Origin of the sequence: Sphaerochaeta sp. UBA5849 (genome assembly GCA_002432715.1) — a bacterium.
Classification (GTDB): domain Bacteria; phylum Spirochaetota; class Spirochaetia; order Sphaerochaetales; family Sphaerochaetaceae; genus Sphaerochaeta.
This window is the reverse complement of record DJGJ01000060.1, coordinates 25370-47575: the sequence shown is the minus strand read 5'-3', so window position 1 is coordinate 47575 and position 22206 is coordinate 25370. Positions and strand designations below refer to the sequence as shown.

21 protein-coding genes and 1 pseudogene are annotated in these 22206 nt (G+C 53.5%); 21 read left to right on the top strand and 1 reads right to left on the bottom strand.

Annotated elements, in window-relative coordinates; all coding sequences use genetic code 11:
* The 4 genes and pseudogenes from B3K89_RS10645 to B3K89_RS10630 form a co-directional block, all read left to right on the top strand.
* On the top strand, positions 1-1098 hold a 1098-nt coding region (locus B3K89_RS10645; RefSeq protein ID WP_345907380.1), incomplete at its 5' end, for a DegT/DnrJ/EryC1/StrS family aminotransferase.
* A gap of 10 nt (positions 1099-1108) precedes the next feature.
* On the top strand, positions 1109-1972 hold the full coding sequence (locus B3K89_RS10640; RefSeq protein WP_293895363.1) for an NAD(+)/NADH kinase: 864 nt from the start codon (positions 1109-1111) through the stop codon (positions 1970-1972).
* A complete protein-coding gene (gene recN / locus B3K89_RS10635) occupies positions 1965-3638 on the top strand; it encodes a DNA repair protein RecN (RefSeq protein WP_293895366.1) in 1674 nt (557 codons plus the stop codon). The genes B3K89_RS10640 and recN overlap by 8 nt, the downstream gene beginning before the upstream one ends.
* A 134-nt stretch (positions 3639-3772) precedes the next feature.
* Positions 3773-3910: pseudogene (locus B3K89_RS10630) on the top strand (N-acetyltransferase); the annotation flags it as partial.
* Here the strand turns inward: B3K89_RS10630 and B3K89_RS10625 are convergent.
* Positions 3897-6236, bottom strand: coding sequence for a DUF3536 domain-containing protein (locus B3K89_RS10625; protein WP_293895369.1), 2340 nt, complete (start codon positions 6234-6236; stop codon positions 3897-3899). The pseudogene B3K89_RS10630 and the gene B3K89_RS10625 overlap by 14 nt on opposite strands.
* A 97-nt stretch (positions 6237-6333) precedes the next feature.
* Here B3K89_RS10625 and deoD point away from each other — a divergent pair, with 97 nt between their 5' ends.
* From deoD to hslV, 17 genes are all read left to right on the top strand, one after another.
* Positions 6334-7041, top strand: a complete 708-nt coding sequence (gene deoD / locus B3K89_RS10620) for a purine-nucleoside phosphorylase (RefSeq protein ID WP_293895372.1) — start codon at positions 6334-6336, stop codon at positions 7039-7041.
* 90 nt (positions 7042-7131) lie between these two features.
* A complete protein-coding gene (locus B3K89_RS10615) occupies positions 7132-7863 on the top strand; it encodes a DUF4912 domain-containing protein (protein WP_293895375.1) in 732 nt (243 codons plus the stop codon).
* A complete protein-coding gene (locus B3K89_RS10610) occupies positions 7863-9458 on the top strand; it encodes a glycoside hydrolase family 57 protein (RefSeq protein ID WP_345907379.1) in 1596 nt (531 codons plus the stop codon). The genes B3K89_RS10615 and B3K89_RS10610 overlap by 1 nt, the downstream gene beginning before the upstream one ends.
* Before the next feature lie 240 nt (positions 9459-9698).
* Positions 9699-10154 carry a division/cell wall cluster transcriptional repressor MraZ gene (gene mraZ, locus B3K89_RS10605; RefSeq protein ID WP_293895381.1) on the top strand — a complete coding sequence of 152 codons (456 nt, stop codon included), beginning with the start codon at positions 9699-9701 and terminating at the stop codon, positions 10152-10154.
* Positions 10154-11044, top strand: coding sequence for a 16S rRNA (cytosine(1402)-N(4))-methyltransferase RsmH (gene rsmH / locus B3K89_RS10600; protein ID WP_293895384.1), 891 nt, complete (start codon positions 10154-10156; stop codon positions 11042-11044). The genes mraZ and rsmH overlap by 1 nt, the downstream gene beginning before the upstream one ends.
* A gap of 13 nt (positions 11045-11057) precedes the next feature.
* On the top strand, positions 11058-11402 hold the full coding sequence (locus tag B3K89_RS10595; RefSeq protein WP_293895387.1) for a hypothetical protein: 345 nt from the start codon (positions 11058-11060) through the stop codon (positions 11400-11402).
* The gene (locus B3K89_RS10590) at positions 11399-12790 is read left to right on the top strand and encodes a UDP-N-acetylmuramoyl-tripeptide--D-alanyl-D-alanine ligase (protein ID WP_345907378.1); all 1392 of its coding nucleotides are present in this window, start codon (positions 11399-11401) and stop codon (positions 12788-12790) included. The genes B3K89_RS10595 and B3K89_RS10590 overlap by 4 nt, the downstream gene beginning before the upstream one ends.
* Positions 12780-13715, top strand: coding sequence for a phospho-N-acetylmuramoyl-pentapeptide-transferase (locus B3K89_RS10585; protein WP_345907377.1), 936 nt, complete (start codon positions 12780-12782; stop codon positions 13713-13715). The genes B3K89_RS10590 and B3K89_RS10585 overlap by 11 nt, the downstream gene beginning before the upstream one ends.
* A gap of 4 nt (positions 13716-13719) precedes the next feature.
* The gene (locus tag B3K89_RS10580; RefSeq protein ID WP_293895396.1) at positions 13720-14955 is read left to right on the top strand and encodes an FtsW/RodA/SpoVE family cell cycle protein; all 1236 of its coding nucleotides are present in this window, start codon (positions 13720-13722) and stop codon (positions 14953-14955) included.
* Positions 14952-15710: a cell division protein FtsQ/DivIB gene (locus B3K89_RS10575; protein ID WP_293895399.1), complete on the top strand. Its 759-nt coding sequence runs from the start codon at positions 14952-14954 to the stop codon at positions 15708-15710. The genes B3K89_RS10580 and B3K89_RS10575 overlap by 4 nt, the downstream gene beginning before the upstream one ends.
* Positions 15685-16983, top strand: a complete 1299-nt coding sequence (ftsA, locus tag B3K89_RS10570; protein ID WP_298501703.1) for a cell division protein FtsA — start codon at positions 15685-15687, stop codon at positions 16981-16983. Before B3K89_RS10575 ends, ftsA begins: the two co-directional genes overlap by 26 nt.
* A gap of 28 nt (positions 16984-17011) precedes the next feature.
* Positions 17012-18253: a cell division protein FtsZ gene (ftsZ, locus tag B3K89_RS10565; RefSeq protein ID WP_293895405.1), complete on the top strand. Its 1242-nt coding sequence runs from the start codon at positions 17012-17014 to the stop codon at positions 18251-18253.
* A 2-nt stretch (positions 18254-18255) separates the two neighbouring features.
* Positions 18256-19155 (top strand): tyrosine-type recombinase/integrase, encoded by a 900-nt coding sequence (locus tag B3K89_RS10560; protein ID WP_293895408.1) that lies wholly within the window; start codon positions 18256-18258, stop codon positions 19153-19155.
* Positions 19152-19895 carry a TSUP family transporter gene (locus tag B3K89_RS10555; RefSeq protein ID WP_293895410.1) on the top strand — a complete coding sequence of 248 codons (744 nt, stop codon included), beginning with the start codon at positions 19152-19154 and terminating at the stop codon, positions 19893-19895. The genes B3K89_RS10560 and B3K89_RS10555 overlap by 4 nt, the downstream gene beginning before the upstream one ends.
* A 32-nt stretch (positions 19896-19927) precedes the next feature.
* Positions 19928-20788: a DNA-processing protein DprA gene (locus tag B3K89_RS10550; RefSeq protein ID WP_298501693.1), complete on the top strand. Its 861-nt coding sequence runs from the start codon at positions 19928-19930 to the stop codon at positions 20786-20788.
* The gene (gene xerA, locus B3K89_RS10545; RefSeq protein ID WP_293895416.1) at positions 20781-21674 is read left to right on the top strand and encodes a site-specific tyrosine recombinase/integron integrase; all 894 of its coding nucleotides are present in this window, start codon (positions 20781-20783) and stop codon (positions 21672-21674) included. Before B3K89_RS10550 ends, xerA begins: the two co-directional genes overlap by 8 nt.
* Positions 21667-22203 carry an ATP-dependent protease subunit HslV gene (hslV, locus tag B3K89_RS10540; protein ID WP_293895419.1) on the top strand — a complete coding sequence of 179 codons (537 nt, stop codon included), beginning with the start codon at positions 21667-21669 and terminating at the stop codon, positions 22201-22203. Before xerA ends, hslV begins: the two co-directional genes overlap by 8 nt.
* Positions 22204-22206: the final 3 nt, after the last annotated feature.

Sequence of the window (22206 nt, the reverse complement as noted above, 5' to 3'; positions counted from 1 at the left end):
TCGGAGGGCTTTTTTTGGCCTTCCTATTGCAGCCAAATACGGATATACTTTCGCGAGGAGGCTCTCGTGGCACTGATTCCTTTCCATAAACCCACCTTGCGCAGAAAAGACATGGATGCTGTATTGCAGACCATGGTCGATGAACGCATCGGTCCAGGCGAACGAAAGAATGCATTTCTCAAGCAATTTTGTGAGTTGATCGGCGCCAAAGGCGGCATCGCCCTCCGTTCCTATGTGGATGGACTTTGCTGTGCACTGCAAGCCTGTGAATTGGAGGGCAAGGCAAAAATCGGAGCAAGCATCCTCTCTCCCTCCTGGTATCAGAGTGTGGTAGAGTCCATGGGCTATGAACTGCTGTGTGGCGATATCGATCCCGAGCATGGGTGTCTTGCGCAAGAGGAAGCGCAAAGACTCGTCGAACAAGGCTGCAGCGCCCTGTTGATCCACCTGCCCATGTGCCAGATTCCGATAACCTGCGATTACAAGCAGCTGGGAGTGCCCGTCATCGAGGATATCACCCAAAGTCTGGCAAGTGAGTATGAAGACCGGAGGGCTGGAAGTTTCGGCGACCTGATTCTCTGTGCCTTCGAAGAGGATTGCATCGTAAGCACCGGTGGAGGTGCAGTCCTTGCCTATACCGGTGAAACGCATCAAAAGTCGGTGAAAGCATTTGCCCCCCAAGTACGTCCCTATATCGAATTGCCGGATATGAATGCAGCCCTTGGCATGATCCAGCTGGCCACACTCGGCGAGCAACTGGCCAAACGTCGTGAGCTCTATGCTCTCTTTGCAAAATCCCTGCTGAAGACACCACATCGGATTTTCGGAATCGGCAACATCGATTTTCTCCCCAACGGGTACAGCTTCTGCGTCGCCTTGGACTCAAAGCCCGAGGATGCCATCAAATTTGCCAACAAGTATCAGGTATCTGCGAAGAAAACCTTCACCGATACGCTTGCCATGCATGCCGGCGACCGCTTCGACCTCTATCCGAAGGCTATTCCGCTCTATCTGAGAGCACTGACATTACCTTTGTATCCGTTTCTGAAACAGGGCGAAGTTGAACTGCTGATCAAAGTCATTTCTCACTTGAGCTAAGGAGTCTACCATGGAAGAGAGGCCTGTACGGCATGTATTGATTATAGCAAACTGGGGAAAGGAAGCTTCCCATGCACTCTCAAAGACCATCTCGGAGTATCTGGATGCAAAGGGAATCTCGAATTCAGTCTTCCCGACCAATGCAGAAAATGAACCCTTGGAGGTACAGCAAGGCACCGACTTGGTTATCTGCCTCGGTGGCGACGGGACGGTCCTCTACAGTGCACGATACCTGCAGGACCTTGGGATCCCCATTCTCGCGATCAACTTGGGGACCTTCGGATTCATCACCGAGATATCGGTCGATGAGTGGCAGGAAGCCATCGAATTTTACCTTTCGGGGAAGAACTGCATCAGCAGGCGATTGATGATCCGCACCGCAGTCATTCGTGACGGGGCCAAGGTCTTTACCGGTCACGGCCTCAATGAGATGGTCGTATCCTCAAGCGGCATCAGCAAGGTGATCAGCATGGCGCTGCGCATCGACAACACCGATGCAGGGTTTTTCCGCTCCGACGGCATGATCATAGCAACACCCACCGGTTCAACCGGATACAGCCTGGCAGCCGGCGGTCCCATCCTCGATGTCGACCTCTCCTCGCTGATCATCACCCCGATCTGTCCTTTCACACTCTCCAACCGGCCCCTGGTGGTCAGCGGGGAATCACGGATTACATTGACCATACCCAAGGGGCAAAGAACCGGTCTCGTGCTCTCCCTCGACGGCCAGCAAATCTTTCCTTTGCAGGAGGATGATGTGATCATTGTGGAAAAATCGCGCAGCAAGGCGCTGTTGGTCACAAGCGAAAGGCGTAATTTCATAGAAGTACTCCGTGATAAACTGAATTGGTCGGGAGGAGGACTGCATGCTTGAACGGCTTGAGATACATCACTATGCACTCATAGAGGACAGCGTCATCGAATTTCCTGGGGGATTTAGCGTCATCACCGGTGAAACCGGTGCCGGCAAGTCCATCCTGTTGGGAGCTTTGACCCTGTTGCTCGGAGAGAAAACCGAGGTCCAGTCGATTCGAAGCGGGTGCGATTCTGCAACAGTCAGCGCCTCGTTTCATATTGCCGAACCGATGGGAGCTCATCTGGCTTCCTATTTGGCGAAAGAGGAGTTGGAACTGGAGGACGACACCTTGGTGGCAAGCAGAACCATCAAGAGCAATGGACGTTCCTCCATAACCATCCAAGGCAGGTTGGCAACACGGTCGGAGCTTGCCCTCATTACCGCTGAGTTGCTGGACATCAGTGCACAAAGAGACCATCAGAGTCTTTTGTCCACCTCCCATCAGCTTTCAGTCCTCGATTCCTTCGGTTCTTGCGGGGCGGAAAAATCGGCATACAAGAGCGCATATGACCAGTACCAGAGCCTGAAAGCAGAGCTTGAACGCGTCCAAGCAGACTTGGAGGCGGCAAAACGTGAAATGGACTATCTCAGCTATGCCGTCGATGAGATCGAGAAGGTAAATCCAAAACCGATGGAGGATGAGGAGATTGCAAATCAGGTGCAGGTCATTGCATCCTTCGAGCACATCCACGAGGCATTGAGTCAGGCGGTCTCGCTTCTGCACGGAAATGACCAGGGTTTGAGCACGCTGGCCTTGCTTCATCAGGTGAAAACCCAGCTGGATTTGGCAGGCAAGGCCGATCCCTCCCTGCAAACCCTTGGTGAACGGCTTGAAAGCTCCACGATTGAGATCGAGGACATCTACGAGAGCGTTCGCGACTACCTCAACGGTATGGCTTATAGTGAAGAGGAGCTGGATAGGTTGCAAGGCCGGCTCGCACAATTGCAGCGATTGAAGAAGAAGTATGGTCCCAACCTGGAGGCCGTGCAAGCCTTCCTTGCAAAAAGCAAGGAGAAGCTCTCTCTGTCCGAGCAGGGGGAGATTGTGTTGAGCAAGTTGGAAAAACAGATAAAGCTTGCCTACGGGACACTGCTTGAGCAAGCCCGGGCACTCCAGGACAAACGGAAAGCGTCGGCATTGCTTCTATCGGGCGAAGTGGAAGAGAAGCTGAGAACCTTGGGGATGAAGGAGGCGGTCTTTTCCATTGCTTTTACCCAAACGAGTCCGACGGCAAGCGGGATTGATGAAGTCAGCTTTCAGATTTGTGCAAATCCAGGGCTTGAAATGCGTTCGATAAAGGATGTTGCAAGCGGTGGAGAATTGAGCCGCATCATGCTTGCGGTCAAGACCTCGCTGGCCCAAAGTGACGCAATACCCACCTTGATCTTTGACGAAGTCGATGCCGGAATCGGAGGAAGTGTGGCGCTTTCGGTTGCAGAGCAGCTTAAAAACCTAGCTCGAACGCATCAGGTCATTGTAATTACCCATCTTGCGTCCATTGCAAGCAAGGCTGATCATCATCTGGTGGTGAGCAAGGAAATTCGCAATGCAATGAGCTACTCAACCATTTCCCCGGTCAAGGGTGAACAGCGCCAGAGGGAAATTGCCCGTATGCTCAGCGGAGACGATACCAGCCAGGAGAGCCTCGGGCATGCAAGGAAACTGTTGGAGAAAGGAAGTTGAGAATGGAGTACTACCAGACCGAGAACGGATTTGCCTACGGCAAGCCCCCGGTTGCCTGCATTGTGACCCGAAAGCCGGGTAATGATAAACTTACCATCGACCACACCTATGTTTCGCCGTAGCTCAGGGGGCAGGGCATCGCCCGCATGCTGGTGATGCTTGTTGTCGAACAAGCACAAAAAGAGGGACGTTTGATCGTCCCCCTGTGTTCGTATGCAGCAAGAGTGCTTGCAGAAAATCCCGAGTTATCGGCTTTGGTCACAACCCTGTAATCTTGATGTCGAAGTTCAGGACGTCACCCAACTTGTTGATCAGATCGACATCGGTTGATTGCGGAAGTTGTTTTTGCATGCTCAGGTAGTGATATACAGCATCCTGGATGGCGGTGAGATTGGGTTGGAAACCCCGCTTTCGGATGATGTCCAAGAATTCCAGCACGAACCTGCTGTTCAGATTATACAGTCCGTACGTCTGGATTTTTTGTGCCATGGCCGTCATCTGGTTGTCGAAGAGGGTTTGGATCAAATCAAGGTCGGGTTGTTTGCCGTACTTGATGAAGAAATCGAGCATCAAGGTGAAGTCGCCCTTGAACTCGTCCCACATCGCAAGCGCCCCGAACATGAAAAGATTCTTGATTGCCTGCAGGGAGGACCCGATCAGCTCCTGATAGAGCGAACCCATTGGAAGATAAGGTATGTTTGTAGCCAGGCTTGCATAGTGGCCGAGGTTCTTTGAAAGCTGCTTGATCTGGCTTTGGTCAAAGGAGCATACCGTTCGGTCAATCTGGTCGAACAGCTCATCGCGCATTCTCAAGTTGATATCCTCGTGGTCCAGGTAGTAGATTTGCTCTTCGCTCTCGTTGGAGCCTTGGATGGTCATCGAGTATTCGAGCTTCATGGCAGCCGGGTGCAGGTCTACGGCCTTGCACTCATAGCAGACCAAGGACTGCTTGTTCAGGACAACCAGGTTCACACTGCCGTCTTCCTGCAGGGCGAAGGACTCGAGCTCAAAGTATCCATATGTGGATGCATGGTCGATGCTGTTGGCGATCCTCCGGTTCAAGGTGAAGTACAGAGCAGCCTCAACCTCTCCTTTGAGCTGTTGCAGGCTCTCCATGGCGAGGCTTTGGCCGTTTCCATCCTGCTTTCGATTTGCTTTTGCCTTGCTCAGGTCATCCAGCAGGTTGATCATCAGTTCCCCACCGTTGAATTGCTGGCAGAGCTGGGCAGCCATCAGGGCATAGGTGATGTTCTGCCTGGGTTCCAGACCGGCGAGGTCGTTGAAAAACCAACCGCAACTGGTATAGGAGAAATGCTTGTACTTTTGTGCCAGCAGCAACTGGGCCAACTGCACCTGTACTTCCTGGTTGTCGCTGTACTGCGCCAGGAAAGTCTGCATGTCCATCAGCTCGGAAGCCACCGGGGCGAAAGCATGCAGCAGTGAAGCCGGCTGCACCTGGTCTCCCAAAAGTCGCCTTACTTCTGTAGGGTAGATTGCGTCGATGGCTTGGCTGAGGTTGTCAAACGCCTTGCGCAGGGGAGTCCTCCACTTCTGGTTCCAACTTTCATCACCGCCGGTATGGCAGCCGCAGTCACGATACCATCGGCTGACGCCGTGCGGGCAGGACCAGCTGGTGCCCTTTTCTTCCTCACCCTCATGCAGGTGGGCCCATTCGGTTGCCGGATGAGAAGCGAGGTAGGTCCCGTAATTGGAGAAGGAGAAATCATCGCGATCGTTGACCTTCTTGATGAGGGCCGCCAAGGCCATGTCCCCGTAGGGCTCGTGGTGGCCGTAGATTTCCCCGTCGGTTGCGGCGTGTATGAGCTGGACCTTGTCCCCGTTCCTGATTGCCAGCAGCCGCTCGTACAACTGATCTGCATCCCTGAGAAAGTGTCCGAAACTGATGCCCTCCGCCAACTGGGGGTTGTAGAAGAATGCGTTGATGGTTTTTCCGCTTTTGCCCTGCAGAAGGAACGGCCTGTCATACGGTGCCGGTTTGCCATTGAGTTCCTGGATGCTCGACTCATCCTTGGAAATGGCACGGCACTGCCAGGGCGAGAGGATGACGAATGATACCCCGCATTCTGCGAGTAGGTCGACCACCATGGGGTTTATGGCGGTTTCTGAAAGCCACATGCCTTGGGCTTCCCTGCCGAAACGCCTGTTGAAATCATCCAAACCCCACAGGATTTGGGTCCTGGCGTCTTCCTTGGTGCAGAGTGGGAGTATCGAGTGGTTGAAAGCTTGGGCGATGGCATTGCCCCAGCCCAACCGTTGAACACTTTGTCGGTCGGCTTCCAGGATCAGGTCATAGGTCTGGGGGTGCTCTTTTTGCATCCAGGAAAGCAGGGTGGGGCCGAAGTTGAAGCTCAAGTATGCATAGTTGTTGGTCATGCTGAGGATCCTGCGATACGCCGATAGATAGCGTGAGTGGCTGTTTGCGCTGTAGCAATCAGCATGGATCCGTTCGTTCCAGTCCGGGTAGGGGCTGGCAGAGAGCTGCTTTCCTATGATTCCGGTCTGGGGGTTCTCTCTTGGGGGCTGGTAAAAATGCCCATGAAGAATGAGTGAGGTTTTCTCTTTTTGCAGTGTTTTCATATAGCAGGCCGAAGTATAGCATAGCGTTCCAATCGATAATAGATGCATCTTGCTCTTTAGTCCTTTCTGTTCGAGAATATGATGATAGGAGGAGCTTATGAGCATTCATATAGTTGCCGATCCCTCGAGCATTGCCTCTACGGTTCTTTTGCCCGGCGATCCGCTGCGTGCACGTCACATAGCACAAACCTATTTGACCGATGTCACCCAATATAACGAGATACGGGGTATGTACGGCTTTACCGGCTACTGGCAGGGCAACAGGGTCTCGGTGCAAGGAACCGGAATGGGAATACCCTCGTTCTCCATTTATGCAAATGAACTGATCGATTCGTATGGAGCTAAACGGCTTGTTCGCGTGGGAACCTGTGGAACCATGAGTGAAAAGCTCAAGCTCAAGGACATCCTGATCGCCCAAGCCGCCGACACCGACAGCGCCATCAATAAAAGCCGTTTCGGTTCGTATCAATTTGCCCCGACGGCTTCGTTTGAACTGCTGAACAAGGCATATGGGCATGCAAAGGCGGCAAAGGTTGGCTTTGCCGTGGGAAACGTGTTTACAAGCGACCAGTTCTACGATATGCATGGTGAACAAAAAAAAGCCATCGCCCGATCGGTGGGGACCATGGCCATCGATATGGAGACGTGTGAGCTCTACACCCTTGCCCGTCTGAAGGGAATCGAGGCTTTGACGCTGCTGACTGTCAGCGACTCCTTGCTGACCGGCGAGCAGGTCAGCCCAAAAGAGCGGCAGATAACCTTCAATGCCATGGTGGATCTAGCCCTGCTGACTCTCTTCGACTAAGGCCTTGTATTATACTGTGTTGACTAAGACGGATGATTCTTTTACGATTGAACGAAAGACCATCCGTTTGGATGCATTGCGGGAGTAAGCATGATTCTCATCAATATTGATTCCTTGTCTACTACCGAGCTGCAGTACATTGCCCAACAAGAAGGGCTTGCTACCTGGCAGTCACTGGATCGAGAAGCGCTCATCGATGCTCTTGAGGAGGCATTCGAAGACCAGGATGATGAAATACCTGCTGCTTTGAAAGGTAAGATCAACCGAAACCGATATTGCAACTCCCTTACCGATTACCGTGGAAGCATGCAGCATATCAATGGGTTGCCCGGGGTCGAGGAGCTTCCTGAAAGTTACTTTGACACATCCATCCATCTGTTGCTTCGCGATCCCCAATGGGCATACGCCTACTGGTCTCTCTCACAATCGGCCATGCATACCGTATTCGGCGAGCAAGGGGAGCTGGACGGATTTCTTTTTTTGCGGGTGCAAGAGACAGTGCTCGACACGAACGAGATTAAGACCTTCGATATCGCTATCACCAGTGAGGACACCCAGTGGAACATCAACCTGCCGAATATGGGTTCCTCCTATCTGGTGGACTTGTGCTACCGCGACCACAAGGGCAATGAGATGTCTCTCGCTCAGAGCAAAAGCGTGGAGACTCATTCCTCGTACTGGCAAAACAATGGAGAACAACTTGCTCTGGACGAAGACCTGTTTACGATTCATTTTTCCTCCTTGGTGACCAAGGAAGGGGAAATTGTTGACAATGCAGTGATTCGTGATATCGCTCAATTCTTGAGCAAGGGGGTGCTCTAATGCCTGCCAATTCCGTTGTATTCATCCTGAATGCCCATCTTCCGTTTGTACGTCATCCCGAATACCCACGTTTCCTTGAGGAAGACTGGCTGTTTGAATCCATCAGTGAGAGCTATCTGCCCCTTTTGAGGATGTTCAACAACCTCAAGGCGGACAAGGTTCCCTTTAAATTCACAATCAGTCTTTCTCCGACCCTGTGCTGCATGCTTACCGATCCCGTCCTTCAGGAGCGGTTCGTTCAATATGAGGAGCGGCTCATCGAGCTTGGAGAGAAGGAAGTCGAGCGTTGCGGCAACGAACAACCGGAATTCCTGGAAATGGCCCAATTCTACCTTGGCCAGGCAAAGCAGAACCTCTCCGATTATCAGGACCTCTACCGTACCAATATCCTCGATGGTTTCAAGGCCTTGGAGACCTCCGGGCATCTGGAGCTTGTCACCACCGCAGCAACGCATGCCTACCTGCCGTTGTACACGGAGTACCCGACGGCCATCAATGCCCAGATCGAGCTCGGTGTACAGTCGTTTTTGACCACCTTCGGTCATCTTCCCAAAGGCTTCTGGCTGCCTGAGTGCGGCTACTACCCGGCTCTGGAGGAAAATCTCAAGTACCATGGGATTTCCTGGTTCCAAACGGCAAGCCAGAGCATGCTGCTCTCCCCCGACAAGGTGCAGTACGGTAATTATCGTCCAGTGCGATGTCCCAACGGTGTTGCCGCTTTCCCCCGTGATTTCCAAGGAACCAGCTTGGTCTGGTCCAACACCAGCGGCTATCCGACCGACAAGGCCTATCGGGAATTCTATCGCGATATCGGCTACGATCTGCCGATGGAGTACATCAAACCCTATATCCATGAACCGTCAGTCCGTGTCTTCACCGGATACAAGTACTGGGCGATCACCGGCCACACCGACCAAAAGGTGCCGTATCAGCGCTCCGAAGCGCAAAAGAGAGTAGTTGAACACGCTCACAACTTCATCTACAACCTGAAAAAGAAAGGACGGCAGCTCTCTTCTGCCATGGGCGTAGCCCCACTGTTCACCCTTGCCTACGATGCCGAACTGTTCGGCCACTGGTGGTTTGAGGGAATTGAGTGGCTTGATCAAGTCATCCGTCTTGCCGCAAAAGAAAGTGAGGAGATCTCATTGGTCACTCCTTCGCTTTTCCTTTCCAAAGAGGGTACCAGTCTGCAGACTGCAAGGCCTGCCTTCTCGTCCTGGGGACAAGGCGGGTACAGCGCAGTATGGCTTGACGGCTCCAATGCATGGACCTATCGTCACATCCACAAGGCCATCGAACGGATGGAGGAGCTTGCAGTCAGGTTCAACGACCAGATCAGTCTCAAGCAGCGCTTCCTCAACCAAGCCGCAAGGGAGGTCCTGCTCGCCATGGCCAGCGATTGGCCGTTCGTCCTGTTCAATAAGAGCAGCACCGCATATGCCGAAAAACGGGTACGCGACCATCTGAGGAATTTCAACGTGGTCTATGGGAATATGTGCAAGAATGCAGTCAATACCGAATGGCTGGTGAAAGCTGAAAAGCGAGATATCATCTTCAGCGATATAGATTACAATATCTTCAATCCAGACCGATAAGCCCCTTTTTTCTGATTTCTCAGCCCTTCTCCAACCCGAGAGGGGCTTTTTTGTGTACCGACAAACCTCCAACATTGTAGGAATAGGCTTACACCTGTTAAGCATGGCAGGTGAATTTTGTTGTGTTTGGACGGTGAAAGGGGGAGATCATTGGTTGTGTACTGGTGGTAAGAAGTGTACATTAATGGGTACAAGTGGGAAAAAATCCCAACATTGTGGGAATCACAGAGGAGCAAAGGCATGTTGACTGGTGAATTTTACAACACCATAGACGACAAGGGTCGCATTCTCATTCCCTCCCGATTGCGTACAGCACTCGATGGAGATGCCTTGTATGTGACCCGCGGCCTGGAAAATTGCCTGTGGCTTATGCTCCCAACCGATTTTGAGAAATTGAAGAACACAATCATGAACGGCCCGGGTTCGATGTTCGACCGAAAGTTGCGCATCCTGCAGCGGGGCATGATAGCACCTGCACAGCTGTGCGAATTTGACAAGGTCGGAAGAATCAACATTCCCGCAAGCCTCAGGGAGAGCGTAGGACTCGGTATGAAAGAGGAATCGGTGCTGCTGGGAACCGGCAACTACTTGGAGCTTTGGAACAAGAGCGAGTATGAGCAATACTTGCACACAAGCATGGGTGAATTCCTCGACGCCGCCCAATCGCTCAGCGAAATGATCAGGGAGGAACAATAATGGAGTACGTGCACTATCCAGTCATGGCCCAAGAAATCCTCCAACATTTGGTTGTCGGCAAGGACAGCGAAGCCATCATGGTCGATTGCACCTGCGGCGAGGGGGGGCATACCCATCTCTTTCTCTCAACCTATCCAAAGCTGACCGTCATAGGCCTCGACCGTGATTCGGCCATACAACAGAAGGCTATTGAGCGGATGAAGGAGTTCTCCGGCCGTTTCATTCCAAAGAATATGTGGTTCAACGATTTTTTTGACCAGGGGGAGGAGCAGGTGTATGACTTGATTCTCTTCGACTTGGGAATTTCCAGCTTTCACTATGAAGAGTCGCAAAGGGGCTTCTCGTTCCGCAAGGACGAGGCCCTTGACATGCGCCTCGATGAGCATGCCCCGATCAGTGCGTATGACGTGGTGAACGGATACCAGCAAGAGCGGCTTGCCGATGTCATCTTCAACTTCGGTGAGGAACGGTATTCAAGGCGCATAGCCAGGGCCATCGTTGAAAAACGCAAGCTTGCAAAGATTGCAACCAGCGAAGAACTTGCATCGATCATTTACAAGGCGGTTCCAGCCAATTACCGGTATGGTCACATACACCCGGCGACGCGAACTTTCCAGGCCATCAGGATTGAGGTGAACAGGGAACTTGATCGGATCGAGCCGGCGCTTCGGGGGGCGGTGAAGGCTTTGAAGAGCGGAGGGCGTTTGGCGGTCATAAGCTTTCATTCGCTGGAGGACAGGCATGTCAAGTGGCTGTTCAAGGGAATGGCTGAAGGCGATGAGCCGACTATCCGTCTTCTTACCAAGAAACCCCTGATCCCGAGCGATCAGGAACGAGAGGAGAATGCAGCAAGCAGGAGTGCCAAACTGCGCATTATAGAGAAACGCTAAAAGGGAGTGGGATATGGGCAACGACTGGTATACTACTGATCTGAAGCAACGACCGACGCACAAGCAGAGTGGAACACGGCATGTCGAGCAGCTGGTCATCATTCTTATGTTGCTCTGTGTCATGGGAGCCATTTTCATGCCCCTGTGGCAACAAGGTGTCAACCGTGCCCTTGAAGTTGAATATCAGACATTGCTGAAGAACCGCCAGGTATTGGAAGAGGAGCAACAGGTCCTCAAGGCCTCAATAGCCAGCCTCAGCATGCCGGAGGCACTTGTGCATGGTGCATGGAAACAAGACATCGAATTTAAGCCGATCAAGGCCGAGGCTGTGGTGATGGTGGCAAGGAGCATGCTATGAGTAGTGGATACCAGCATATCGATGCATGCCGCCTCACCGCCGCCTCCATAGCACCGTTGATGCACGCTGATTGCCTGAACGCAAACACCACCCTCATCACCGATGTGCAGATCGATAGCCGTGCCTGCACCAAAGGATCTCTCTTTTTTGCCTTGAAAGGCGAGAAAAACGATGGGTTTTCATTCCTTTCGGATGTCTGTGACCAAGGCGCTGCAGCGGTGGTGGTGCCCAAGAGCCGTGCCAAAGAGGCGAGGGCACGTGTGAGCTGCCCGGTTCTTGCGGTGGATGACGTGCTGACGGCCTTGCACGATTTGGCACAAAGCTACCTGCAGCGCCTGTCGTCGGTCAAGACCATCGGAATCACCGGGAGCTGCGGAAAGAGCACAACCAAGGAAGCCCTTTCCAGGATAACAGCAGTCATGGGCCCGACTGCCAAGACACCGGGAAACCTGAACAGTGAATACGGCCTTCCCTTGAGTATGTTCGGGTTGCAGGAAGACTCCCGGTACGGGGTATTTGAGATGGGCATCGACCATGTAGGCGAAATGGACAGGATGGTCGGCACGCTCAAGCCCTCGATCGCCCTGCTTACCAACATCGGCATCTCCCACCTGGAAAAGATGGGAAGCCAAGAGGTGATCGCCGAGCAGAAAGCACGGATCTTCCATCCTGGCCTGGAAGCCGGGTTTGTCAGCAGCAATTGCTCCCATCTCGACCTGATCGAGCGTGTTGCAGGGAGGAATCTTGTCCGCTACGATTCCAATGAGATCTCTGCAATCGATCTCGGCCTCGACGGCTGGATGCTCACCTATGAAGGCCATACCTTCAGTGTGAAATCAGTAGGGCGTCACCTGCTTGAAGATGTAGTGGGGGCGATCAGGGTGGCTCGTTACCTGGGAGCACATGCAAGCGATATCGCTGAGGCTTTACAGGGGTTTGAACCGATGCAGGGCCGCTCCTTCGTCCATAGGAGCGAGGTGACCATCATCGACGACAGCTACAACGCAAGCCTCGATTCGGCCAACAGCATTCTCACCTACCTGTCCGGTCTCAGCTGGCAGGGCTCGAAGAAGGTGGTGCTCGGGCCTATGAAGGAGTTGGGTGCGCTCTCCAAGCAAGCCCATCGCATGGTTGCCCGAACGGTTGCCTCCTCGTCCTTCGACCAAACCTATTTGTATGGTGCAGAAATGGAGGAAGCCTCCCAGGAGTTGAGAGAGCTTGGATACCGGGGCGAAGTGAGCTATACCCGGGATTTTGAGGAGCTTGAAAGCATGGTGCAGAAGCACAGGCGCAGGGGAGACTTGTTCTTGCTCAAGGCCTCCCGGTCGGTTGCCATGGAGCGGCTGATACCCTCGCTGCAAAGGAGGTCGCTTGGATATGCCATCTAGATACCTCATGCTCCTGCTCTCCTCCTTTCTTGCGACCTTCGTACTATCGAAGGTCCTGTTGTCTGTAATCGGACAGAGCAAGGTTGCAATCAAGCCGGAGTTGCTGGGAACACAGGCAGAGAAGCAAGGCACCCCGGTGATCGGGGGAATCGCCTTCTGCATGGGAACGCTGCTTGCCTCGTTCCTTGATCCTGCGCTGCTTGAGAGCGGGGTTGTCCATCCCTTGCTTGCCTTATTGCTTTTCGCCCTCATCGGATTCATCGATGATCGGATGAAAAGTCGTTCCAGCAACGGGGACGGCCTTTCAAGTCTTCTCAAGCTCGCCCTGCAATGTGCGGCGGCAATGGTGATGCTGCTGCTGCTTTACAACGGAAATTTGCTTGACACCTACCTGGACATCGGTCCGTTCGGCCTGGAGCTGGGCGTGTGGTATTATGGTTTTGCCTGCATGTACCTGTTGTACTTTGTCAACGCAGTGAACATCACCGACGGTCTTGATGCCCTTGCGGCAGGATCTGCCATGCCGCTCCTGGCTCTGTTGCTCCTGCTTGCCCATCGAAGCGGGATCTCCGCTTCCCCGGCATTGTCGGGGTCGTTGCTTGCCTTCCTTGTTTTCAACAAGAAACCCGCCAAGTATTTCATGGGCGACTGCGGCAGTCATGCCTTGGGCGGCTATATTGCAGTTTCGGCCCTTTTGATGGGCTATGAGGTGGTGATGTTTCTTGCCGGCGGGCTTTTCTTGGTTGAACTGGCCACCAGCCTGATTCAAATCATCTCCATCAGACGGTTTGGGCGCAAGGTGTTCACCATTGCCCCCTTGCATCATGCATATGAGCAAAAAGGAGTGGCCGAGGGACGTATTGTCTCCTCCTTCATCCTCGTCTCCTGGGCCTTCGCCCTGCTCTCGCTCTTGATAAGCAGGTGATATGATGGATATACGACGCGAATTTGATGATTGGCAGAACCATGAACAAGCGATGGATGTGATGGGAGGAAGCTTGAGCGCTTTCACCTTCCTCTGCATCATCGTACTCATCACCACCTTGGGGCTGGTCATGCTCTACAGTGCCTCGTACAACGAAGCCCTGATCCACGATCTTCCCCACTACTATTTCTTTACCCGCCAGTTGATGTTCGTGTTGCTTGCCTTGGTTGCCTCCCTTGTCATCCGCTTCATCCCCCTCTCATTTCTCAAGGCATTGAGCTATCCGGTCCTGGCTGTCTCGATCCTTCTGCTTCTTATGACGCTTTTCACACCCTTCGGGCAGGAGAGGCTGGGATCGCGGAGGTGGTTGCAGATCGGGTCTCTGCCCTCTCTGCAACCCTCGGAGTTTGCCAAAATCGCCATCATCCTTTTTTATGCCACCTACTACCAAAAGGACCGCAGCGCGGAGTCCCCCGTCCGTCGTTTCGGAGCCCCGATTATTGTGAGCTTGGTCATCACCGCCTTGATTTTCGCCCAACGGGACTACTCTTCGGCCTTGCTTTTTCTTGCCCTCAGTTTTGCACTCCTGCTTGCCAGCGGTTTCAAACTTGGTCATCTGCTTGTTTTGCTCGCCTTCCTCGCAGCCCCCGCCTTGATCGCCATGTTCAGTCAGAGTTATCGGGTGAAACGGGTTTTCTCCTTCCTGTTTCCCGCCCTCGACCCTGCCGGCATGAATTATCAGGTATCGAACAGTCTGAAAGCCATCAGGGCGGGGGGGCTGTTCGGGGTGGGGTTGGGCAACGGACAATACAAGCTCGGCCTGCTTCCTGAAGTGCAGAGCGACTTTATTTTCGCATCCATCTGTGAAGAAATCGGTTTTGTCGGCAGCTCTTTCATTCTTGTTCTCTTTGCCATGATAGCCATCTTGGGATACAACGCTGCAAGCCGGATGGAAAGCCGGGACCGGTTTTCAAGCATCATGGCTTATGGCCTTACCAGTATGATCCTCTTCCAGGCCATCCTCAACCTGGCGGTTGTGACAGCCCTGCTGCCGCCGACCGGAATCCCCATGCCTTTCTTCAGCCAAGGGGGCTCCAACCTTTTCGTGGTTCTCTCCAGCAGTGCCTTACTCTATCGGATCATGTTGATCAGCAGCGGAAAAATCCCGCTGCAGAAGAGCTCGCTGAAACGTGAAGAGCGAAAGTCCATCCTTTTTCCTGATGCGGGGAGCCTGTCATGAAACCGGTGGCGATCAAGGTGAAACTGACCTTGCTCATCCTTGTATTTGCCATCATCCTGGGCCTGTTGCTTCTCCAATCGATACCCGCCTTCAACCTTCGTACGGTCCAGATTACGGTAGAGGGAGGCAGCGGGGAAGTTCCCGTAGAGGCGAAGCAGCAGTTGGCTTCATTGGTGGGTGTTTCGCTGTTCTCCATCAACATGATGAAACAAAAAAGAGCGCTTACGGACATTACCGGAATACAAAAAGCGGACCTCCGGCGAAAACCGCCCTCGACCTTGCAGGCTACTCTGCATCTTTTTGATGCGTCGGCGGTAATCAGGGAGGAGGATGGAGGGCAGGCCTATTTGGTTGAGGATCATCATTTGAGGAAGCTGCATCCTGATGATGTATCCGCTTGGCAGAAAGTCGTCGTCACCATCGAGGTGCCCGCTTCCTATGCACACATGATGGCAACGTACTCGGTTGACGACTCGTTTCTCCACGTCATGCAGCTGGCAACCTCGCTTGAGGGAAAAACCACCTTGATAACTAAGATAAAATACGATAATAATAGTAGTAACAGCTTTGGAAAGATGGTTCTTGAACTCTCGTCCCTGAATGCCCAAATTTGGGTGAGGGAGCCTGTAGGGGCACCGCAAATACATGCGGCTGTCTCGTTGGTCCTGCAGGACCAAAAAGATTCCCTCTCTTTCCTCAGCTCGGAAGCCAGGCGTTACGACCTCTATCGTGAAGGTTTGGTACGCAGGTGGTGAGACCGACCAGAAGGGGGTTGCTGTAATGGCTGGTGAAAAGATGTTGATGGGATTGGATATCGGCTCGAGCCGGACCAGATGCGTAATCGGCTCGGTGAGCCGGGACGGCCAACTGATGGTCGACAGCATCTGCGAACATCCGAGCGAAGGGGTTCGTGCCGGTTCAATCGTCAATATTGAACAGACTTTGAAGACCATCCAAACCGTAATCAACGAGGCCGAGTTGCAAGCCGGGGCTGAAATGAACGAGGTGATCATCGGTATCGGTGGTGAAAATGTCGTCGGGATCCCCAGCACCGGAGTGGTCGGCATCAACAGCAAGGATCAGGAGATCAAGCGGGAAGATATCTTCAGAAGTCTTGAAGTGGCCCGGGCTTTTGAGCTTCCCCAGGATCGGGAAATTCTCCATACCCTGGTCCAGGATTTTCAGATCGATGGACAGATGGGCATCAAGGACCCGATCGATATGCTCGGCCACCGGCTGGAGAGCCGGGTGCTCATTGTCACCGCTGCATCCTCCATCTGCCAGAACGAACGAAAGTGCATCCAGCGTTCCGGCCTATCCGTGCAGCGCTTGGTGCTTCAGAGCCTTGCCGACTCGGAAGTCGTGCTCAGCAGTGAAGAGAAAGAGATGGGGACGATCCTCATCAACATTGGAAGCGGCATCACCAATATGATCGCCTATACCAACGGGGCTCCGGTGTATACCGGAGGCGTCAACCTCGGCGGCGAGGCGGTAACCAACGACATTGCCTATATTTTGAACAAGACGAGAGCTGCAGCTGAACAGATCAAGTGTGAAAGCGGCCACAGTTACGTTCCTTCGGTTTCCAGCGATGAAATGATTCTTATTCCTCAGGTAGGCGGTCTTCCCGCCATCAAGATGCCGAAGAAGGAACTGAGCAAGGTGATCGAGCCCCGCATGGCTGAGATTTTCTCCCGCTTGCAAAGCGACTTGGAGAAAGCCCAAATCCAGGGCTCGTTCGGTGGAGGGGTGGTGCTTGTCGGCGGCGGGTCCCTGCTCAGCGGGGTTACCGAACTTGCCAGTGAGATTTTCCGTCTTCCCGCCCGCCTTGGGTTTCCCGAGGCCATCGGGGGATTGGACCGAAGCTATATAAGCCCGCAGTACACAACGGTTCTGGGGTTGCTCAAAAGCGAGGCCCGGAAGGTGCGTGAGACGGGAACATCCACCCGCTCGCGCAAGGAACGGGTGCACCGAAAAGAGGGTGGGGCCGCCTCCAAGCTCCGTGGATTTTTCAGGACTTTGTTTTAAGTGAAGCCGAAAGGCAAAGGAATACGCTATGGATTTTGGAATGTTTGAAGTAGAGGATATGGTCCAGGATGAACAGGCTACCTCTACGATCATCAAGGTAGTCGGCGTGGGGGGGGCTGGCGGCAATGCAGTCAACCGTATGATCGCCAGCGGCTTGAAAAAGGTACATTTTGTTACCATGAATACCGATATGCAGGCCCTTCAGCGTTCCAACGCCCAGATCAGGATTCCTATCGGCAAGGAACTGACCGGTGGCTTGGGTGCAGGAGGCGTGCCCGAGGTGGGGGAGAAGGCTGCCCAGGAGAGCAAAGAGGACATTCGACGCGAGATCGAGAATGCCGACATGGTGTTCATCACCGCCGGCATGGGAGGGGGAACCGGCACCGGTGCAGCCCCGATTGTTGCTGAAATCGCCAAGAGCTGCAACGCCCTGACCGTGGCTGTGGTCACCACACCCTTCGCATTTGAAGGCAAGAAGAAGCTGATGCTCGCCCAGGCGGGAATCGAGAAGCTGCGCAAGCAGGTCGACACCCTGATTATCATTCCCAACCAGTACTTGCTGAAGGTGGTGGAGAACAATACACCGATCAAGCAGGCCTTCCTCATGGCCGACGAAGTGCTGTATATGGGTGTTCAGGGCATCAGTGAACTCATTACGGAACCCGGAGAGATCAACATCGACTTTGCAGACGTACGTACCGTCATGAAAGGCAAGGGTGATGCCTTGATGGGAATCGGCTTCGGCGAGGGGGCGAACCGTGCTGTGGATGCCGCCAGGCAGGCCATCAGCAATCCGCTTCTGGAAAATGCCAGCATCGAGGGGGCCAAAAGCGTATTGGTCAACCTTGCAGGCAGTGACTCCCTCACCTTGCAGGAGTATCAGGATGTGGTGGAACTGGTTACCGAACGGTGTGCCGATGATGCTTTGATCATCGCCGGTCAAGCGTTCAACCCGGAGCTCGGGGACCGCATCAAGGTGACCGTGGTTGCAACCGGGTTCGAGAGGAAGGAGGATGTCGTGGGTGCAGAGCTTGCAGACATCGACATGGTAAAACGACGATATGCTACCGCAAAGCGGGAGGATGGCAAGAGCGAGGAATCATCCCAGCCTGCAAAGAAGAGTGAGGAGCAGAGCGAAGTCGCCTCCATTCAGGTGAACCGGTGGCAGGATTTGCAGAAACAGCTAGGCAAGGGACCAAACACCAATGCAAATGATTACACCATCCCCGCCGTTCTTCGCTACTCACGCAATAAAGCGGATGACAATTGATCATGAGCAATGCATCCGACTTGCTTTTGATCGACGATTATACAGATTATCTGGCCATGCAGCGTCGCCTTTCGGAGGCGACGCAGTCTGTATATACCCATGAGGTCACGCTTTTTTTGGCTTCTGGAGTCGATTATGAGAAGGTGGGCGCAAGTTACATTGAGTCCTATCTTGTAGAGCAGGTGCAACTTCGCCGTTTGAGCGAGCGAAGCGTTGCCAAGATGGTATCGGCATTGCGATCATTTTTTTCGTTTCTGCAGTTGAGCAAGATCAGGGAAGACAACCCGGTGTTGATGATCAAGCGGGGACGGCAGCAGCAGAACCTTCCCCAGGTGGCGAGCATCGCCCAGGTGGATGCCCTGCTTGACAGCATCGACACTGCCGACGCTCTTGGATTTCGCGATCGAACGCTGTTCGAGCTCATCTACTCCTGCGGACTGCGGATCAGTGAGGCATGCGACTTGGAAGTCTCCGATTACCAAAGGACCAGCATCCGGGTTATAGGAAAGCGGCATAAGATCCGCATCATCCCCGTCGGAGAGGTCGCCCGCAGCTGGGTTGATGCATATCTGAAGAACGTACGGGAGCACCTTGTAGGAATGCGTGGTTCGACCAAGGCGTTGTTTGTGGGAAGGCGGGGCCGGAAGTTGACCAGACAAGCCGTATACAAACGATTCATCGCTTACTGCGATGCAATCGGACTCGATGCAAAGGTGCATACCCTTCGTCATAGCTTTGCCACCCATCTCCTCGAAGGCGGTGCCGATCTGAGGAGCGTGCAGGAGCTTCTCGGCCACAGCGATATACAGACCACCCAGATGTACACCCATGTCGATACCAGGCAGCTGCAAAAAGCATACGAGCAGTTTCATACCGATGTCGAGGATGGGAACCAGAGATGAGTGTACTGTTCATATTGTGTCCCATCATCGCCTTTGGTTCGTTTGTCGATGCCATAGCTGGAGGGGGAGGCTTGATCACCCTCACCGCCTATGTTGCACTCGGCCTTCCCCCCCAGACAGCGTTGGGAAACAACAAGTTCTCCTCGGCAAGCGGTACCTTGGTTGCATCCATCCAGTACCTTCGACGGTCGCAGGTCTCCTTGTCCATAGGCCTGGTTGCAACCGTGACGAGCTTCATCGGTTCAGCGATCGGGTCTTTCCTTGCAAACCTGTATGCCGATACATATCTGAACTACCTTCTGGTCATCCTGGTTCCCGCCATCGCGCTCTTTATGCTGTTCAAACCCGATTTCGGACAAGCAAAGGAAAAAAGCCGCGTGCTTCTCTACGTTCTGGGCTCGATGACCGGCTTGGTGGTCGGTGCCTACGACGGCTTCTTCGGGCCGGGTACCGGCATGTTCCTTACCCTGATTTTCACTTCAGTCCTGGGAATGGATCTTCTGAAAGCCTGCGGAACTGCTCGAATCGTCAATCTTTCCTCAAATGTTGCAGCCCTTGCCATGTTCCTGTATCACGGGGTGATTGATTTCTCCATCGCCGTGCCTTGTGCGATCAGCGCCGTCATCGGGGGTTTCCTGGGCAGCCGGCTCGCCTTGAAAGTCGGGGTGCATGTGGTGAAACCGGTTATGCTTTTCGTTCTTGCCCTCTTGTTGGTGAAAGTCGCCGTTTCGCTGTTCTGAAGCAATCATCCACCCTTCGGCCCTTTGGGGGCATGAAACTCTCAACCCTTCTTTCCATCAGTCAGCTCTCCCTCGGGGCACAGGAGAAACTCAGCCTGGCCTCCAGCACTCCCTCTCGGGACGACTTGATTCATCTGGGTGCGAATACCGAAAAAACAGAGCGAATGCTTGCATTCCTTGCCCAAGGCAGCGCCCGGGTTGTCTTTTATGGAATGGAATGCTATCCCAAACAGTTCTACCACCTTGAGAATCCTCCGTTTCGACTCATGTACACCAATGGCCTGCCCAATCAGGCAGAACGCATGCTGATGGTATGCGGGACCCGGTATCCCGATGCGCTTGCGAGCCAGAGTTCCTATGAGTTTGCCCTGGAGGCGGGAGCGAATGAAGTGACACTGGTAACCAGCAACAGTCGGGGTATCGACCGCAACTGCCTCTATGCACTGAAGGACAGCAACAGGGCGGCGGTTGTACTGTGCGATTGCGGGCTTGCCGCCAAACGCATCACAAACAATGCACTGCTGCGAAGTTTCTGTACCATCTCAGCCTATGAGCCTGATGAGCAGGCCTTGTCGTTTCGATGCCTCAGTCGCAATGTCCTCTCAGCCGCCCTTGCAGAAGCTTGCGTAGTGATGCAGGCTCCATCCAAATCAGGGGCGATGCATTGTGCAACCTGCGCCCTCGATCTTGGAAAGGATGTCTATGTGCACAGCACGGGAACACGATGTGGCGAAGTGAATGCAGGCTCCCGTTCGCTCGTTGACATGGGAGCCGAGACCATTGATGGATATGCTGATGTAGCCATCAGGCAAAATTGGCCTGCAACAGTGCGGATCCAAGCCGGCTCATTGTACCGTTTCGGGCCCTCGTGCTATAGTCTGGGACATGCGTGAAGACTCTTTGATACCAACATTTCTCCAGACGCAGAAGAGTCTGAGAAGTCTCAGCGAACATACCCTGCTCGCCTATGAGCGGGACCTGTTGCAGTTGCAAGCCTATGTTTCAACGTTGGGCGTATCCCTGCTTCAGCTCACGCGCGAGGATGCACGCATGTATGTGCGTTACTTGGTCAAGGAGAAGCACTACTCCCAGGCGAGCATCAACCGCAAGATCAGCTGTGCACGCAGCTTCTACTCCTCATTGCTCAAGCATGAGGCAATATCCTCCAATCCCTTCTCCCTGATAGCGGTGCACCGCCGCCAGGACAGGCTGCCTTCGGTCCTTACGGTTCAAGAAACAGCGGCCTTGCTCAGTCTTCCGTACGCTGATTTTCCTTCGACCCGTGCCATGGTGGTGTTCACCCTGCTCTACGATACAGGGTGCCGCATCAGCGAATTGCTTTCCATCCAGGAGCAGGACGTCGAATGGGAGCAGCGCCGGATTCGCGTTTTGGGAAAAGGCAGGAAAGAGCGGTATGTCTTCTTTACCGAACGCTGCAAGAACCTGATGACCTACTACCTCTACTTGAAACGGGAACGATTCTCCTGCCCGCATCTGCTCTGCTCGAACAAAGGAAAACAGTTGCCGATGAGCACGGTTGGTAGTATGTTTGCTGTGTATAGAAAGAGACTTGGGTGGCAAAAACCGTTCACACCTCATGTATTGAGGCACACCTATGCAACCCATCTTCTCGACAATGGGGCTGATATCCGTCTAGTACAGGAGCTGCTTGGTCATCAAAGCATCTCGACAACACAGATTTACACCCATGTATCACAAGAGAGGTTGGCCCGCGTCTATGAGTACAGCCATCCTCATGGAAGGAAACAGGATGAGTAGTTTTAAAGGAACCACGATTGTAGCAGTCCGCAAGGACGGGCATGTAGCTATAGCAGGTGATGGGCAGGTAACCGCCGGGGATACCATTCTCAAGGCGAATGCACACAAGGTCCGTACGTTGTATGACGGCAAGGTCATCACCGGCTTTGCCGGTACAACCGCCGACGCCTTCACGCTCTTTGAGTTGTTTGAAGCGAAATTGAAGCAGTTCAACGGTGATTTGACCCGTTCTGCCGTCGAGCTTGCCAAACAGTGGAGGGTCGACAAGCAGCTGCGCCAGCTTGAGGCCATGATGCTGGTAAGCGACGGCAAGAAGATTTTCTTGATAAACGGGGCAGGTGATGTGGTGGATCCCGAGCGGGATGCCATCGGTATCGGCAGCGGGGGCAACTATGCACTCAGTGCAGCCCTTGCGTACCTGGAGGCCGGCCCGACGATGAGCGCGGAGCAGATTGCCCGCAAGAGTGTGGAGATAGCAGCGAAGCTGTGCATCTACACCGACGATTGCATTCATGTAGAGGTATTATAAACG

Excerpts from the sequence above, each read along its gene's own strand:
- B3K89_RS10615 (WP_293895375.1), top strand. The coding sequence starts at position 7,132 with ATGATTCTCATCAATATTGATTCCTTGTCTACTACCGAGCTGCAGTAC.
- B3K89_RS10580 (WP_293895396.1), top strand. The coding sequence starts at position 13,720 with ATGGATATACGACGCGAATTTGATGATTGGCAGAACCATGAACAAGCG.
- B3K89_RS10610 (WP_345907379.1), top strand. The coding sequence starts at position 7,863 with ATGCCTGCCAATTCCGTTGTATTCATCCTGAATGCCCATCTTCCGTTT.
- B3K89_RS10550 (WP_298501693.1), top strand. The coding sequence starts at position 19,928 with ATGAAACTCTCAACCCTTCTTTCCATCAGTCAGCTCTCCCTCGGGGCA.
- hslV (WP_293895419.1), top strand. The coding sequence starts at position 21,667 with ATGAGTAGTTTTAAAGGAACCACGATTGTAGCAGTCCGCAAGGACGGG.
- B3K89_RS10555 (WP_293895410.1), top strand. The coding sequence starts at position 19,152 with ATGAGTGTACTGTTCATATTGTGTCCCATCATCGCCTTTGGTTCGTTT.
- B3K89_RS10590 (WP_345907378.1), top strand. The coding sequence starts at position 11,399 with ATGAGTAGTGGATACCAGCATATCGATGCATGCCGCCTCACCGCCGCC.
- ftsZ (WP_293895405.1), top strand. The coding sequence starts at position 17,012 with ATGGATTTTGGAATGTTTGAAGTAGAGGATATGGTCCAGGATGAACAG.
- B3K89_RS10585 (WP_345907377.1), top strand. The coding sequence starts at position 12,780 with ATGCCATCTAGATACCTCATGCTCCTGCTCTCCTCCTTTCTTGCGACC.
- B3K89_RS10640 (WP_293895363.1), top strand. The coding sequence starts at position 1,109 with ATGGAAGAGAGGCCTGTACGGCATGTATTGATTATAGCAAACTGGGGA.
- mraZ (WP_293895381.1), top strand. The coding sequence starts at position 9,699 with ATGTTGACTGGTGAATTTTACAACACCATAGACGACAAGGGTCGCATT.
- xerA (WP_293895416.1), top strand. The coding sequence starts at position 20,781 with ATGCGTGAAGACTCTTTGATACCAACATTTCTCCAGACGCAGAAGAGT.
- B3K89_RS10560 (WP_293895408.1), top strand. The coding sequence starts at position 18,256 with ATGAGCAATGCATCCGACTTGCTTTTGATCGACGATTATACAGATTAT.
- recN (WP_293895366.1), top strand. The coding sequence starts at position 1,965 with ATGCTTGAACGGCTTGAGATACATCACTATGCACTCATAGAGGACAGC.
- B3K89_RS10595 (WP_293895387.1), top strand. The coding sequence starts at position 11,058 with ATGGGCAACGACTGGTATACTACTGATCTGAAGCAACGACCGACGCAC.
- B3K89_RS10625 (WP_293895369.1), bottom strand. The coding sequence starts at position 6,236 with ATGAAAACACTGCAAAAAGAGAAAACCTCACTCATTCTTCATGGGCAT.
- rsmH (WP_293895384.1), top strand. The coding sequence starts at position 10,154 with ATGGAGTACGTGCACTATCCAGTCATGGCCCAAGAAATCCTCCAACAT.
- B3K89_RS10575 (WP_293895399.1), top strand. The coding sequence starts at position 14,952 with ATGAAACCGGTGGCGATCAAGGTGAAACTGACCTTGCTCATCCTTGTA.
- deoD (WP_293895372.1), top strand. The coding sequence starts at position 6,334 with ATGAGCATTCATATAGTTGCCGATCCCTCGAGCATTGCCTCTACGGTT.